Source organism: Novosphingobium sp. BAM6, assembly GCF_057784955.1.
Genome location: NZ_JBYNTR010000001.1, coordinates 980,404 through 995,679 on the forward strand (window position 1 = coordinate 980,404; position 15,276 = coordinate 995,679).

Annotated in this window: 14 protein-coding genes and 1 tRNA gene; 9 read left to right on the forward strand and 6 right to left on the reverse strand. The window is 64.7% G+C overall.

The features are described from left to right. Positions 1-5: 5 nt before the first annotated feature. The gene (gene recG, locus AC3EC3_RS04635; protein WP_488488475.1) at positions 6-2,063 is read right to left on the reverse strand and encodes an ATP-dependent DNA helicase RecG; all 2,058 of its coding nucleotides are present in this window, start codon (positions 2,061-2,063) and stop codon (positions 6-8) included. 110 nt (positions 2,064-2,173) lie between these two features. Here recG and AC3EC3_RS04640 point away from each other — a divergent pair, with 110 nt between their 5' ends. The 4 genes from AC3EC3_RS04640 (at position 2,174) to AC3EC3_RS04655 (ending at position 7,023) form a co-directional block, all read left to right on the forward strand. Then, positions 2,174-2,596 carry a baeRF12 domain-containing protein gene (locus AC3EC3_RS04640; RefSeq protein WP_488488476.1) on the forward strand — a complete coding sequence of 141 codons (423 nt, stop codon included), beginning with the start codon at positions 2,174-2,176 and terminating at the stop codon, positions 2,594-2,596. 158 nt (positions 2,597-2,754) lie between these two features. Beyond that, on the forward strand, positions 2,755-3,024 hold the full coding sequence (locus AC3EC3_RS04645) for an FAD assembly factor SdhE (protein ID WP_488488477.1): 270 nt from the start codon (positions 2,755-2,757) through the stop codon (positions 3,022-3,024). Between the two features lie 25 nt (positions 3,025-3,049). Then, positions 3,050-6,532, forward strand: a complete 3,483-nt coding sequence (mfd, locus tag AC3EC3_RS04650) for a transcription-repair coupling factor (protein ID WP_488488478.1) — start codon at positions 3,050-3,052, stop codon at positions 6,530-6,532. A gap of 56 nt (positions 6,533-6,588) precedes the next feature. Continuing rightward, entirely contained in the window at positions 6,589-7,023 is a 435-nt protein-coding gene (locus AC3EC3_RS04655; protein WP_488488479.1) for a hypothetical protein, read from the forward strand. A 7-nt stretch (positions 7,024-7,030) separates the two neighbouring features. On the opposite strand, the gene AC3EC3_RS04660 is transcribed toward AC3EC3_RS04655, so the two are convergent. Then, entirely contained in the window at positions 7,031-8,356 is a 1,326-nt protein-coding gene (locus tag AC3EC3_RS04660; protein ID WP_488488480.1) for an EAL domain-containing protein, read from the reverse strand. A gap of 140 nt (positions 8,357-8,496) precedes the next feature. Between AC3EC3_RS04660 and AC3EC3_RS04665 the strand changes: the two genes are divergently transcribed. From AC3EC3_RS04665 to AC3EC3_RS04685, 5 genes are all read left to right on the forward strand, one after another. Then, positions 8,497-9,300, forward strand: a complete 804-nt coding sequence (locus AC3EC3_RS04665; RefSeq protein ID WP_260922940.1) for an NAD kinase — start codon at positions 8,497-8,499, stop codon at positions 9,298-9,300. 85 nt (positions 9,301-9,385) lie between these two features. Then, positions 9,386-9,460 (forward strand) — tRNA-Asn (locus AC3EC3_RS04670). Positions 9,461-9,678: 218 nt separating this feature from the next. Then, positions 9,679-9,840, forward strand: coding sequence for a hypothetical protein (locus AC3EC3_RS04675; protein WP_488488481.1), 162 nt, complete (start codon positions 9,679-9,681; stop codon positions 9,838-9,840). 112 nt (positions 9,841-9,952) lie between these two features. After that, positions 9,953-10,246, forward strand: coding sequence for a hypothetical protein (locus AC3EC3_RS04680; RefSeq protein WP_488488482.1), 294 nt, complete (start codon positions 9,953-9,955; stop codon positions 10,244-10,246). Positions 10,247-10,312: 66 nt separating this feature from the next. Further along, positions 10,313-10,447, forward strand: coding sequence for a hypothetical protein (locus AC3EC3_RS04685; protein WP_488488483.1), 135 nt, complete (start codon positions 10,313-10,315; stop codon positions 10,445-10,447). A gap of 94 nt (positions 10,448-10,541) precedes the next feature. On the opposite strand, the gene AC3EC3_RS04690 is transcribed toward AC3EC3_RS04685, so the two are convergent. The 4 genes from AC3EC3_RS04690 to AC3EC3_RS04705 all read right to left on the reverse strand — a co-directional run bounded on the left by AC3EC3_RS04690 (position 10,542) and on the right by AC3EC3_RS04705 (position 15,256). Beyond that, a complete protein-coding gene (locus tag AC3EC3_RS04690; protein WP_488488484.1) occupies positions 10,542-11,129 on the reverse strand; it encodes an opacity protein in 588 nt (195 codons plus the stop codon). Between the two features lie 387 nt (positions 11,130-11,516). Further along, a complete protein-coding gene (locus tag AC3EC3_RS04695) occupies positions 11,517-11,828 on the reverse strand; it encodes a hypothetical protein (protein WP_488488485.1) in 312 nt (103 codons plus the stop codon). Between the two features lie 171 nt (positions 11,829-11,999). Beyond that, positions 12,000-14,762 (reverse strand): preprotein translocase subunit SecA, encoded by a 2,763-nt coding sequence (gene secA / locus AC3EC3_RS04700; RefSeq protein WP_488488486.1) that lies wholly within the window; start codon positions 14,760-14,762, stop codon positions 12,000-12,002. A gap of 167 nt (positions 14,763-14,929) precedes the next feature. After that, positions 14,930-15,256 carry a hypothetical protein gene (locus tag AC3EC3_RS04705; RefSeq protein ID WP_488488487.1) on the reverse strand — a complete coding sequence of 109 codons (327 nt, stop codon included), beginning with the start codon at positions 15,254-15,256 and terminating at the stop codon, positions 14,930-14,932. Positions 15,257-15,276: the final 20 nt, after the last annotated feature.

The following is a 15,276-nucleotide window of genomic DNA, read 5'->3' on the forward strand; positions in this document are numbered from 1 at the left end:
TGCCCTCAGCCGCCGCGCAGCAGTTGCACGCCCCAGTCGCGCTCGAACAGATAGAGCAGCACTCTAGCCGCCTCGCCGCGTGGGCCTGACAGGCCGCCGTCGCGCTCGATCAGCAGCCGCGCATCGTCGTGCGCCATCGGCAGATACTTGGTGATCTGCTCCAGACTGGCGATGCGGAACGGGGTATCGCCCGACTGTTTCGTGCCGAGCAACTCGCCGCCGCCGCGCAGCTTCAGGTCTTCCTCGGCCAGCCGGAAGCCGTCCTGTGTCTCGCGCATCAGCGCAAGGCGCTGCTTGGCCGTTTCACTAAGCGCGCCGCCGCGCAACAGGAGGCAGACCGATTTCTCGCTGCCGCGCCCGACGCGCCCGCGCAGCTGGTGCAACTGGGCAAGCCCGAAGCGCTCCGCCTGCTCGATCACCATCAGCGTCGAGTTGGGCACGTCGACGCCGACCTCGATCACCGTGGTCGCGACCAGCAGCTTCGCTTCTCCGCGCGAGAAACGCTCCATCGCCGCGTCCTTCGCCTCGGGCCGCATCTGGCCATGGACGAGCACCACATCGTCGCCGAACAGCTCCTTCAGCACCGCGAAACGTGCTTCGGCGGCGGCAAGGTCGTCGTTCTCGCTCTCGTTGACCATCGGGCACACCCAGTAGGCCTGACCACCGCCCTCAAGGTGTCTCGACAGCGCGCTCACCACATCGGCGATACGGTCCACCGAAACGACACGGGTATCGATCGCCTGCCGTCCCGGCGGCAGTTCGTCGAGCTTGGAGACTTCCATCTCGCCGTACTGCGCCAGCGTCAGCGTGCGCGGGATCGGCGTCGCGGTCATCGCCAGCGTGTGCGGTGTGCGCTTGCCTTTGCGCGCCAGCATCAACCGCTGGCCGACACCGAAGCGGTGCTGCTCGTCGATCACCACCAGCGCCAGATCGCGATAGGAAACGGCATCCTGAAAGATCGCATGGGTGCCGACCACGATGTCGATCGAGCCATCCAGCAGCCCCATGAGCACGGATTCACGCGCTTTGCCCTTGTCACGCCCGGTCAAGAGCGCGATCTCGACGCCCGTCCCCTGCGCCATACGCACCAGCGTTTCATGGTGCTGGCGCGCAAGGATCTCGGTCGGCGCCAGCAGGGCGCCCTGCCGCCCCGCCTCGACCGCGATCAGCAGCGAGGACAGCGCGACCACCGTCTTGCCCGAGCCGACATCGCCCTGCAGCAGCCGCAGCATCGGCGCCGCCTGCGCCATGTCGCCCTCGATCTCGGCGATCGAGCGGACCTGCGCGCCGGTCAGCGAGAACGGCAGCCGCAGCTTGGCGCGCAAGGAACCGTCGCCGGTCAGCGGCGTGCCCTTCTGGCGGCGGTTACTCTCGCGCACCAGCATCAGCGCCAGCGCGTTCGCAAGCAGTTCGTCATAGGCCAGCCGGTCGCGCGCGGGCGCATTCGGGCCCTGATGCGCGGCGGGCAGCGCCTCGATCCAAGTGGGCCAGTCGGTCCTGGTAAGCAGGCTCGGCTCGATCCATTCGTCCAGCCTGGGAAGCACTTTCAGCGACTGGCGCACCATGCTGCCGATGCGCCCCTGCGTCAGCCCTTCGGACAGCGGATAGATCGGCTCGCACACCTGCCCCATCGGCACCGCGCCCGCTTCCGAGACATGCTCGGGGTGAACCATCTGCAGCATCTGCCCGTACTGGTCGAGCTTGCCCGCCACCCAGCGCGTCTCGCCCACCGGCAGCTGCTTCTTGGCGGTGTACGACGAGCGCCCGAAGTAGGTGAGCGTGCAGATATTGCCCTTCACGTCCTCTGCGATCACCCGGAACGGCCCGCGACCGCTGGGCGCGCGATGTTCGCGCACGGTGAGGGCGATAATCACGTTCTCGCCTACGCCCGCCTCGTCGAGATCTGCCACCGCACGGCGCTCCACGAAGCGGTCGGGCAAATGGTACGCCAGATCGCGCAGCCGGGTCAGCCCCAGCTTGTCGAGCGGCTTCTTGAGCTTGGGGCCGACACCGTCGAGCGTCTCGACTTCGGCGAACAGGGGATTGAGCGCATCGGGTCTCATGATGTCCGACCCTTTAACCTGAGTGACGAACGTTTCGCCAGCCCGTGCGGAACGCAAAGCACCCTTCTCCGTTGGAAACTCCTGAAACCCCAACCGAAATGGAGACGCCCATGCTTCTGCCGAACGGCACCGTGCTCGCCATCGTCGATGGCTCCCACTTCGAGCTGTACCGCAATACCGGGATCGAGGCCGAGCCGATGCTCACCGCGATCGCCACGCCCGAACTGGAGCCTACCAACTTCTCCGCCGGGCACCGCCGCAGCGACGAGCCGCGCCGCCATCAGGCGCGCACGGGCGACGGCAGCAACGATTCCTTCGACGAAAGCGCGCATGTGGCCGCCGTCACCGGCTGGCTCAACCGGCAGGTGATGGAGCGCGAGATCGACCAGCTGGTGGTCGTTGCCGATCCGCGTTCGCTGGGCGAGATGCGCCGCCACTACCACAAGTCGCTGAAAGGCGCGCTGGTGGCAGAAGTGCCCAAGACGATGACCGGGCGCCCGCCCGCAGAGATCGTGCGCGTGCTTCACGCCTGATATCCCCCTGACGGCCGACACCCAAGATCGGCCGCAGAGGCAGGGGCTGGCCTTCCAGACTCCGGGGCCAGCCCCCGACCTCCTCACTTCTGAATGAGCGCTCCATCGCCAAACCTGCCGCCTTGCCCTCCCCCACGCGCGGGAGTATCGGCGCTGTCATGACCGAACTCTCTCCCCGCTTCGCCCGTATCAAGTTCCGCGCCTGGCATCGCGGCACGCGCGAGGCCGACTACATGATCGGCTGCTATTTCGACCGCTTCCATGCCGACTGGACCGAAGCCGAGACCGCCCTGTTCGAGGAGCTGATCGAGGAAGAGGACGTCGAGATCATGGCCTGGGCGCTCGGCACCGAGCCGGTCCCCGAAAAGTACCAGGGCGCGATGATGGAGCGCATGCAGGTGATCGATTACGTCACCATTCCGCGCTGATCCTTTTTCGCCTATTTCCAGAGCCATGACCGACTTCCAGCGCATCCTCTCGGCCAAGACGCCGCTCACGCTTTCCTCGGTGACGCGCGGCAGTCAGCCGCTGGTCATGGCCGACCTTGCCCGCGCCGCAGCCACCAAGCGCGCGCGCGCGGTGTTCGTGGCCGACAACGAGGCGACGATGGCGGCGGTGGCCGAGGCCGCGCGCTTCTTTGCGCCCGAGTTGGACGTTCTGGAATTCCCCGCGTGGGACTGCCTGCCTTACGACCGGGCCAGCCCGGCGCTGTCGGTCAGCGCGCGCAGGCTGGCCGCGCTCCATGCGTTGCAATTGAAGCGGGATGGCGCGCAACTGCTCGTCACCACGTCGAACGCGCTGCTCCAGCGCGTGCTGACGCCGTTCCGCATCCGCGAATCCGTGCGCCTGCTCAAGCCCGGCATGGAAGTGGGGCACGAAAGCCTGATCGCCCTGCTGCGCCGTCAGGGCTACCAGCGCAGCGACACCGCTATCGACGCGGGCGAGTTCGCGGTGCGCGGCGCGATCTTCGATATCGTCCCCTCGGGCTTCGACGGGCACGGGTTGCGGCTCGACTTCTTCGGGGACGAGCTGGAAACGGTACGCCGCTTCGATACCGGCACGCAGCGCTCGGTCGGCTCGGTCGATCAGCACCTGCTGCTGCCTGCCAGCGAAGCGCTGCTCGACGAGGACAGCGTCAAGCGCTTCCGCAGCCGTTATCGCGAGATGTTCGGCGCCAATGCCACCGCCGATCCGCTCTATCAGGCGGTCAGCGACGGGCGGCGTCTGGCAGGCATGGAGCACTGGCTGCCGCTGTTCGAGGACCGCCTCGTCACGCTGCTCGATCACCTGTCGGACGACGACGTGCTGGTGATGGACAGTGCCGCGATGGGCGCCGCCGAGGAACGGCTGAAAGACATTGCCGACTATCACAAGGCGCGCCTCGACACCTCGGGCCAGAAGGCGGGCAGCTATCGCCCGCTGAAGACCGACGCGCTCTATCTAGCTGAAAGCGAATACGAGCAGGCCGTCAGCGCCAGCCCGATCCATCGCGCCGATCCCTTCGCCCAGCCCGAGAGCGCCAAGGTGCTCGATTTCGGTTTCGGCAATGCGCGCGATTTCACGCCCGAACGCGCACGCGGTGACAACGCCTATGAGGCGGCGGCAAAGCACTTGCAGGCGGTCGCGAAATCCGGCCGCAAGGCGATCCTCGCCGCCTATTCCCCCGGCAGCCGCGCGCGTCTCGTCTCCATTCTGGGCGAAGCGCTCGCACCGGAGCCGCGCGTTGCCGAGACCTGGCAGGAAGCCCTCGGCCTTGCCGTGCAGGGCCGCTCCGCCGCGCTGGTACTGCCACTGGAAACCGGGTTTTCCAACGATGTGATGGAAGTCGTCACCGAGCAGGACATTCTCGGTGATCGCCTTGTCCGCCGCAAGAAAAAGAAGAAGGATTCCGACGCCTTCCTCGCCGAACTGGCGGCACTGACGCCCGGCGACCTGATCGTCCACATGGACCACGGTATCGGCAAGTACGAAGGCCTTCAGTCGATCCCGGTCGGCAAGGCCCCGCACGACTGCGTGATGCTGACCTATGCAGGCGGCGACAAGCTCTATATCCCGGTCGAGAACCTCGACGTGCTTTCGCGCTACGGCAGCGAGGCGGAAGGCGTTGCGCTCGACAAGCTGGGCGGCGAGGCCTGGCAGAAGCGGCGCGCGCGCCTGAAGGAGCGCATCCGCGAGATCGCGGGCGAGCTGATGAAGACCGCCGCCGAGCGTGCACTGCGCGTCGCCCCCGCGCTCGAACCCGATCCGTCCGCCTTCCCGCAGTTCGTCGACCGTTTCCCCTGGCAGGAGACCGAGGATCAGGAGCATGCCATCGAGGACGTGCTGGGCGATCTTTCGTCCGGTCGCCCGATGGACCGTCTGGTCTGCGGCGATGTCGGCTTCGGCAAGACCGAGGTGGCCCTGCGCGCCGCGTTCGTCGCCGCCATGGCGGGCCAGCAGGTGGCCGTCGTCGCGCCCACCACCCTGCTCGCACGCCAGCACTATGCCGGGTTCGCCGAGCGTTTCGGCGGCTTCCCGCTCAATGTCGGGCGCCTCTCGCGCCTCGTACCCGAAAAGGAAGCCCGCACCACCCGCGAGGGCCTTGCCTCGGGTACTGTCGACGTGGTCTGCGGCACCCATGCAATCCTGTCGAAAACGGTGAACTTCAAGCGCCTCGGCCTCGTCATCGTCGACGAGGAGCAGCGCTTCGGCGTGAACCACAAGGAAAAGCTCAAGCAGCTTCGCGCCGACGTGCATGTGCTGACGCTCACCGCCACGCCGATTCCGCGCACCTTGCAGATGGCGATGTCGGGCCTGCGCGAACTCTCCACCATCCAGACCCCGCCGGTCGACCGCCTTGCGGTGCGTACCTATGTGATGGAGTGGGACGAGATGGTGATGCGCGAGGCCCTGTTGCGCGAACATCATCGCGGCGGACAGAGCTTCATCGTGGTGCCGCGCATCTCCGACATGGCCGAGATCGAGGACTGGCTCCACGCCCATGTGCCCGAGGTGAAGTACATCTCCGCCCACGGCCAGATGAGCGCAGGCGAAGTGGAAGAGCGCATGAGCGCGTTCTACGAGGGCAAGTACGAGGTGCTGCTCTCCACCACCATCGTCGAGAGCGGGATCGACATTCCGCGAGCGAACACGATCATCATCCACCGCGCCGACCGCTTCGGCCTCGCCCAGCTTTACCAGTTGCGCGGGCGCGTCGGCCGCTCGAAGCTCCGCGCCTATGCGTACCTGACGACACCTGCGGGGCGTGCACTGTCCGAAGTTGCCGAAAAGCGCCTGAAGGTGCTCGGCGATCTCGACAGTCTGGGTGCCGGCTTCCAGCTCGCCAGCCACGATCTCGACATTCGCGGTGCAGGCAACCTGCTGGGCGACGAACAGTCCGGCCATATCCGCGAGGTCGGCTTCGAACTCTACCAGTCGATGCTGGAGGATGCGATCCTCGCCGCCAAGGCGGGCGGCGTCGGGCTGGAGAAGGACACGTCCGGGCTCAGCCCGCAGATCACGGTCGAAGCGCCGATCATGATCCCGGAAGAGTACGTGCCCGATCTGGCGGTACGCATGGCGCTCTATCGCCGCCTCAACGATGCCGACAGCAAGGACGAGATCGAGTCCCTTTCGGCCGAAATGATCGACCGCTTCGGCCCGCTGCCGCAGCCGACCGCCAATCTCGTCCAGCTTATCCAGATCAAGCGGCAGGCGATCGAGGCACATATCGCCAAGATCGACGTCGGTCCGCGCGGCACGCTGGTCAGCTTCCACAACGACAGCTTCCCGAACCCGACAGGCCTCATTGCCTATGCCGCGCGATTGGAGGGTACGGTCAAGCTGCGCCCCGACAACAAGCTGGTGCTCCAGCGCGCCTGGGGCGATCCGAAAAGCCGCCTCAACGGCCTGCTGCAACTGACCAAGGGGCTCTCGGCCATCGCCCGCAAAGGCTGACGCCCGCCAAGAGCCAGACCCGCCAACCGACTTTCAGGACCACGCCGGAAACCGCCATGCCCTGCCTTTCGATCACTCGCCTGAAACTGCGCCACTGGTGGACCGTGCCCGGCTACCTGAAAGCCACCGGCACCGCCTCGAAAGCGCTCCAGGCAACCCCCGGCTATATCGACGGCTATATCGGCTTCAGTTCGGGGCAGGTCTACTGGACGATCTCGCTGTGGACTTCGCGCAAGGTGCTGGAGAAGTACCGCGCCAGCGACGCCGCGCAGGTAACGCTGGCCCGCCTGCCGAAGTGGTGCGGCGAACTGTCGACAGCGGCGCTCGATATGCCGATAAGCGAAGCGCCCGAACCTGCCGAGATCGCGCGCCTGCTCGATAAGCATGGCACGATCGAAAACGTGGTACGACCCACCGAGGCGCAAGCCCGCAGTATCGTCTGGCCCGACCGTCGCGTGCCGCAGATGGGCATGCGGATCAGGCCGATATAAGTCGAACTCAGGAAGCGCGCGCCAGCTTGGCGAACATCGCCGCGCTCATCGGCTGGGCGCGCAGGAAGCCCTGATAGAAATCGCACTTCTCGCGCGCGACGGCGGCGCGCTGGGCCTCTTCCTCGATCCCCTCCGCAATCACCTGAAGATCGAGCGCCCGCGCCACGCCGACGATGGCGCGAAGCACGGCAACGTCACGCTTGTCGGTGGTGACGCCCTCGATCATCGAGCGGTCGAGCTTGAGATAGTGGATCGGCAGAACCTTCAGGTAGCGGAAGTTGCAGAACCCCGCGCCAAAATCGTCGAGCGCGATGCGGATGCCCTGCGAGGAGAACTCCGCCATCGTCTGCGCCGCCATGCTGACGTCCTTGATCAGCGCCTGCTCGGTGATCTCCAGCGTCAGGCGGCGAGGCGGGAATCCGCTTTCGCGGATCAGGTCGAGCATCTGCCGGGTATAGCTGGCATAGGCGAGATCGGCGGGCGTCACGTTGATCGAGAGGCGCAGGTCGCTCGGCCAGTTGCTGGCGATCGCCATCGCCTTGCGGGCGATATGCTGCGAAAGCGGCGCGATGTGATCGGCCCGCTCGGCCAGCGCGAACAGCGCACCGGCCCCGATGCGGCCAAGCGTCGGGTGGTTCCAGCGCGCGAGCGCCTCGGCCCCGGTCAGCCGGTCATCGGTGAGGCTGAACTGCGGCTGGAACAGGATCTCGATCTCGTCGCGGTCGATGGCGCCGAGCAGATCGGCCTCAAGCTGCGCGGCACTGCGCCCCGGCAGCGAAACCTCCCCTTCGGCCCAGGCGATGCGCGCGGCGGGGCTCTCGTTGATATCCGCCAGGGTCTGGCCGAGCCGGTCGAGCATCGAATCGACGCTTTCACCCGTCAGCGCGCGAATAAGGGCGACGCGTGGCGACAGTCGCACGATGCCCGAGGGCACCGCGATTGGCCTTGCCACCTCCTCAGCCAGTTGATCCGCGACCAGATACCAGCGTTCGCGGCTGCAGGCCTCGTTGGCGACCAGCAGGAAACTGCCGCCCGCTGCCCGGGCGACCATCCACGGCCCATCCAGTTCTTCGGAGGCATAGTGCGAAATGCGGCCTGCGATCTCTTCCAGCAGGCCATCGCCTGCCTCAGCCCCGTAAGCGATATTGATCGCATCGAGGCGACGCAGGCTGAGCAGCATGGCATGGACATGCGCATCGGGCGGCAGCATCGCCTCGTTCGCCTTCCAGCTCTCGATCCGCTCCCGCACAGACTCTACCGCCGGAACCCCGGTCAGCCGGGTTTCAAGGGTTCGGGCGAGATTGGACGACGGCGACGGCGAAGGTGAACTCATGGGAGGTGGTCATACCGCCAAAACCCTTGCCAAACACTTCAAAATTCGACAGCCCTGCCCCGGTTCGGGACGTTCCCGCAGCTCTCCCGGCAGGGAGAATCTTGACAAGTCCAAAGGGACATTTGCCGATGGCGGCGGATATGCACAAAGAGCTGAAACTGGCGCTGGTCGCCTCCGAAACCCCCAAGGCACAGGACGGTCTTTCCGGCCTGCTGGCCGCGCATCCCTGGGTGTCGCAGGAGGAGGCCGATGTCGTGGTCGTGCTCGGCGGCGACGGCTTTTTGCTGCAGGTGCTGCACGAGATGATGGCGCGCGACCGGGTGAAGCCCGTCTATGGCCTGAACCTTGGGACCATCGGCTTCCTGATGAACGCGCTGCCGGAAGATGAGCCGATCGCCAAGCGCATCGCCGAGGCTCATGCAGTCGAAGTGCGCCCGCTGGAGATGCGCGCGGTGACGCAGGACGGGCGCCAGTTCGTCTATCACGCGATCAACGAAGTCTCCCTGCTGCGCGAGACGCGCCAGACCGCCAAGCTGGAAGTGCGCATCAACGGGCGCGTCCGCATGGAGGAGCTGGCGGGCGATGGCGTGCTGGTGGCGACCTCGGTCGGCTCGACCGCCTATAACCTTTCGGCCAACGGACCGATCCTGCCGCTGGGCGCCCGGATGCTTGCCCTCACCCCGATCAGCCCGTTCCGCCCGCGCCGCTGGAAAGGTGCAATCATTCCCGAAAGCGCCGTCGTCGAGTTCCGCGTGCGCGAGCCCGGCAAGCGCCCGGTTGCCGCCGTCGCCGACCAGCGCGAAGTGCGCGACATCGCCGAGGTGCATATCTCCATCGCCCGCGAGCGCACGCTCACGCTGATGTTCGATCCCGGCCATACGCTGGAGGAGCGCATATTTGCCGAGCAATTCCAGACAGGTGAGCCTGTGGAAAAGTTTTCATGACATTTTCGGGAGGAAGTTGTTGCCAAGCCCGCTGAGCCTGTTATAGGCGCACACCTGCCCGGCAGTGGTGACACTGACAGGCTGCTCCCCGATAGCTCAGCGGTAGAGCATTCGACTGTTAATCGAATGGCCGTAGGTTCGAATCCTACTCGGGGAGCCAACATCCTTCCACTGGAAAGGATGACGCAAAAGCGGCCTTCGGGCCGCTTTTTTCGTTTCCGCTCAAGGCGCATGAGCCAGTCCCATACTGGTCCCGTCACCCGCACACGATCGCTGGGGCACGCAACATTGCATGCGATTCTTGCAATTGCGTAAAACTCACCTCTCTGCGAATGAGCATTCGTGCTGCAATGCAGCAATTTGAAGACAGAGGGAAACATGACCGCCACCGCCCGCAAGCTCTACGATCTGGACGCCACCTTCACGGCTGCTCCGACACCTGCAATTGTGCGCAACGATCGTCTGGCAGACAAGGCCGGGCGGCTGTTCGCAGGGCTGATGAAGGCGATCGCCAATACGGCGGACGAGCCTTTCCTCTGATCCGAAACGTCTTTGCAAGGACACGAACAGGGCGGCCACAGGGTCGCCTTTTTCGTTTGAGGATGGCATTCTTGCCCCCCAGGGCCTTTCACGACACACGGCATAAAATCTGATGAACTATTTCGCCCACGCCCTTGCCGCGCTGATCTTCCAGATCCTGATCGGCAGGACCACTGGACGATGGTGGACGGGCGCGGCGATCGCCTGCGCCTATTTCATCAGTCGCGAACTGACGCAGGCCGAATATCGCTGGATCGAGCATTTCGGCCACGGATTGCGCGCGAACATGCCCTGGTGGGGCGCGCTGGACTTGCGGGTCTGGACCACCTGGGACCAGTGGGTCGACTGGATCGGCCCCATCGTGGTGACCTGCTTACTGGCTGCGATCATGACGCGCCGCAGATAAAACAGGCCCGCGTTTCATAGCCCCCAAATTATCGAATATGCCTGTCCCCGCTCAAAGGAGGTCAGAATGGCAAATTCAGAAGTTGAAAATCGACTTGAGGCGTTGGAACATGAAGTGAAGCAGCTTCGTTCGCAAATGAACGAACTACTTCAAGCGGCAGGAAAACCCGCACGCAATCAGCGAAAACCACCAGTTGGTTAAAAAAACGCGGCCGGATCTCTCCGGCCGCGCCATTCCCGCGATCGATCCGGCGCCACTCGGTGAAGGGACGCCGGATCGTTCAGGGTTCCACGGATCAGAAGTGGAAGATCACACCGGCCATCGGGCGGATGCTGTCGAAGTCGTAGGTGTCGACCTCGAAGCGCAGGCGCACGCCCGCGTTGTCCGTCAGACCACCAAGACCGATGTCCTTGGGGCCGACTTCGGCGCCGACGCCGTAGATCCAGTCGCTCTTGTCGGCATAGGCACGCTTGCCGTTGACCCACTCGTATCCGGCGGTGGCGTAGATCATGCCGCTGGTGCCGGCACGGGCACCGAGGCGACCCTTGACGCCGTATTCCCAGCTGATGTCGTTGAAGCCCTTGGCAGCGTTGCCTTCAACGCCCACGAAAGCGGGGCCGATCGGCACGTTCACACCGGCCACGCCCTGGATCAGCGCGCCGTTCATCTTGCCACCGCGCGGCGAGCCGAACTCGCTCGACTTGTCGTAGCTGTCGTAGCCGCCCATCACGCCGACATAAGGCTCGATGCCGAAGGCCTTGGAACCGTCCGGCGAGGTGGCTTCGGTGCTGGTGCTCGTGTCGGTGCTCGATGCGTCCTGCGCATAGCTGGCAACCGGGGCAGCAGCGGCAATGGCCACTGCAAGAAGGGCAATCTTTTTCATAGTCTCGACTCCTCGGGACGAAACCGCCGGTATTCAGGCCGGACGATCCCGCTTCCGTTTCCATTCGAGCGGTTGGAGAAGCCCCTTGCGACGTACTGAAGGCGCCTCACCGAAGTGCAGAACCCCCTCGGCATAAGCGCACATTCGCGCTTGTGCCGTAACTCTCGCTACCATTCGTGAACCGAACCGTACCGACGGTGCAGAATGGGCTTTGCAACCTACCTGAAAAGGCCGCAACCCTCTGCAATCCATGAGCTATATCAGCTGTGTCGGCCTCATGACCTCTCTAACCATCTCGCCGGATAAATGACCGGGCGGGGGTAAGAGTTCCGGCACGAATACGGAACATCAGGAACTGTGACTTTAGAGTGACACTTTCAGTTGCAACTAACTGCGCAGCTTGGGCCGAACACGGATCGCCGCAAAAAGCACCACCGGCCAGAACCATGTGGCGATCATGTCAGCGCGCGTATCGCGCCACATCCACCCGCCATGGGCAAGATAATCGATACATTCGTTGAGGCACTCGGCAACGATCACCACGCCGAGGGGATGCCAGTGGCGCAGTGGCTTCTTCATCAGCAAGGCTGCGCCAAGCCAGATCGTCAGCCCCGCGTAGGTCTGCGCGAACTTGTCGGGCGCGGGGCATAGCGAGACGAGCCACCGGATCAGGTCTTCGTAAAGATACACGAGCTTCATGGGTATGGTCATGCTGGATCGCCGGGCCGGTGTCCACTGGGCCGGTGTCCACTCTCCCCCGGACGTCCGTCGCAGCCATTTCGACGAACGGAACACGCCCACGCAAAAGGGGCGGGAACCGGTCTGCCGATCCCCACCCCCTTTGTGATGTCAGCCTGGATCAGCGCGCGATCAGACGAGCGCGCCGTGGCAGTGCTTGTACTTCTGGCCCGAACCGCAAGGGCACATCGCATTGCGGCTGATGCCCATCTCGGCATAGGGATCGCCACCTTCCGGTGCGCCTGCCGGGGCGGTCTGACCGAACCCGACGGGCGCGGGCTGCGGGCCACCTGCCAGCGAGGCGAACAGTTCGGGATTGAACGCCGATCCGTCCCCGTCGTTGCTGTCATCGAAGCCGGTCAGCGGGTCGATGTGGCCGGTCAGGAAGTCCGGCAGTTCCGGCAGCGTCGAAATTTCGGGCATGCGCAGTTCGCTGATCGAGAGGATGCGCGTCACGTCCACGCGGATCGCATCGAGCATGTGCTCGAACAGACCGAAGGCTTCCTGCTTGTACTCGTTGATCGGCGTCTTCTGCGCATAGGCGCGCAGGAACACCACCTGGCGCAGCGCATCGAGCGTGGCGAGGTGATCCTTCCAGTGGTTGTCGAGGCGGTCGAGCAGGATGGTCTTCTCGGCCTGACGCCAGATCGCCGGATCGTCGTTTGCCATCTTGTCGGCCATGTGCGCATCGGCCGCGTCGGTCAGCCGCTGCTCGACGGTTTCGGGATCGACACCGTCCTCGTCGGCCCAGGCCGCGATCGGGGCATCGACGCCGAGGATGTCCTTGGCCTTCGCGGTCAGGCCTTCGATGTCCCAGTGCTCGGGATACGACCCTTGCGGACAGGCATCTGCCACCAGCGAGTTGATCGTCTCGTGGCGCATGTCGAGCACCACGTCGTCCACCGTCTCGGCATCCATGATGTCCGAGCGCTGCTCGTAGATCACCTTGCGCTGATCGTTCATCACGTCGTCGTATTCGACGACCTGCTTGCGGACCTCGTAGTTGCGCGCCTCGACCTTCTTCTGCGCGGTCTCGATCGCCTTGGACAGCCACTTGGAACCGATCGCCTCGCCATCGGCCAGGTTGCTGTTCATCATCTTGGCGAACAGGGTGTCCGGACCGAAGATACGCAGCAGATCGTCTTCGAGGCAGAGGTAGAACTTCGACAGGCCCGGATCGCCCTGACGGCCCGAACGGCCGCGCAGCTGGTTGTCGATGCGGCGGCTCTCGTGGCGCTCGGTGCCGATGACACACAGGCCACCGGCCTCGATCACCAGTCGCTTCTGCTCGGCCACTTCCATCTTGATGCGGGCGATGGCCTCCTCGCGCTCGGGCCCCTCGGGCATGTCGCGCAGTTCGTCCTCGACGCGGAACTCGACGTTGCCGCCCAGCTGGATGTCGGTGCCGCGCCCGGCCATGTTGGTGGCGATCGTCACCGCGCCGGGGCTGCCCGCCTGCGCAACGATATGCGCTTCCATCTCATGGAAACGCGCGTTCAGCACCGAGTGCTTGACGCCTTCCTTGTTGAGGAAGTCCGAGAGCAGTTCCGACTTTTCGATCGAGACGGTGCCGACCAGCACCGGCTGACCGATCTCGTGCTTTTCGCGGATCAGCTTCGCGATCGCCGCGAACTTGTCGAGCGTGTTCTTGTAGAACTCGTCCTCTTCGTCGATGCGTTGGATCGGCAGGTTGGTGGGGATCGTCACCACGTTCATTTTGTAGATGTCGTAGAACTCGCCCGCCTCGGTCGCCGCCGTGCCGGTCATGCCCGAAAGCTTGGGATACATGCGGAAGTAGTTCTGGAAGGTGATCGAGGCCAGCGTCTGGTTCTCGGGCTCGATGTTCACGCCTTCCTTGGCCTCGACCGCCTGGTGCAGGCCGCTCGACCAGCGACGTCCGTCCATCATGCGGCCGGTGAACTCGTCGATGATGACGACCTTGCCGTCCTTGACGATGTAATCGGTGTCGCGCTTGAACATCATCACCGCCTTGAGCGCCTGCTCAAGGTGATGCACGACCAGCGTATTTTCGACATCGTAGAGGTTCGAGCCGACCAGCAGGCCCGCCTCTTCGAGCATGCGCTCGACGCGCTCCACGCCGTCCTCGGTCAGGGTGATCGACTTTTGCTTCTCGTCGGCTTCGTAGTCCTCCGGGGCGAGTAGCTTCACGACCGCGTCGACCGAAATGTAAAGCTCGCTCTTGTCGTCGGTCGGCCCCGAGATGATCAGCGGCGTGCGTGCCTCGTCGATCAGGATCGAGTCCACCTCGTCGACGATCGCGTAGTTGAAGGGGCGCTGCACCATCTGGCTGCGCTCGTGCTTCATGTTGTCGCGCAGGTAGTCGAAGCCAAACTCGTTGTTCGTGCCGTAGGTGATGTCGGCGGCATAGGCCTCGCGGCGCTCGTATTCGCCAAGGTTGGGCACGATCACGCCAACGGTCAGGCCGAGGAAGCCGTGGAGCTGCTCCATCTGCTCGGCGTCGCGGCGGGCAAGATAGTCGTTCACGGTGACGACGTGGACGCCCTTGCCTTCCAGCGCATTCAGATAGGTCGGCGCGGTCGCAACCAGCGTCTTGCCTTCACCGGTGCGCATTTCGGCGATCTCGCCGCGATGGAGCACCATGCCGCCGATCAGCTGCACGTCGAAGTGACGCATGCCGAACACGCGCTTCGAGGCCTCTCGCACGGTAGCGAAGGCTTCGGGCATGATATCGTCGAGCGTGGATCCTGCGGCCAGCATCGCGCGCAGCTTGGGAGTCTGGGCCTTGAGTTCCTCGTCGCTCAGCGCGCTCAGCACCGGTTCGAAACCGGCGATCTGGGCAATCACCTTGTCGAGCGACTTGACGTAACGCTCGTTTGACGAGCCGAAGACGGACTTCATGAGAGAGCCGAACATGGCCTTGGTATCCCTGTTTTCTTTAGATTCGATATGGGTGGCAGGCGGAACCGGACGGAGGTGGCGGCGCGGGGTTCACGCGCAACAGCGACACGGGTCTCGCAGGACACGCACGCCGGACCTTCAGGGCCGCGCGCGGTCGGGAATGGGGTATGACGCGCTCGCGCTTATTGCAGCGCGCGGTCGCTGCCGGTCTGCACCGTCAGGGGACGGCGGGGCGCGAAGCCCGGAAGTTCGGCAGGCGCATGGCGACGGGTATTGCTGAACCCCGGTTCGGGCAATCGCGCGAGCGCGATAGGCGCGCGCGGCGCCTTCAGACTCTCGACCAGACTGTCCACCTGAGCGCCCAGCCCCAACTGCACGCTGGCGACAGGCACCATACGCGCCTCGGCAGGGCCGATCTGCGCGACAAGGCCCGTCAGCAGGGCAAGCAGGGTCAGGACGAAGCGGTTCGCCATGGCGACGAGATAGGATGCGCGAGAGGCCCTGTCCACCGCGAATGCGCTTTATCCTG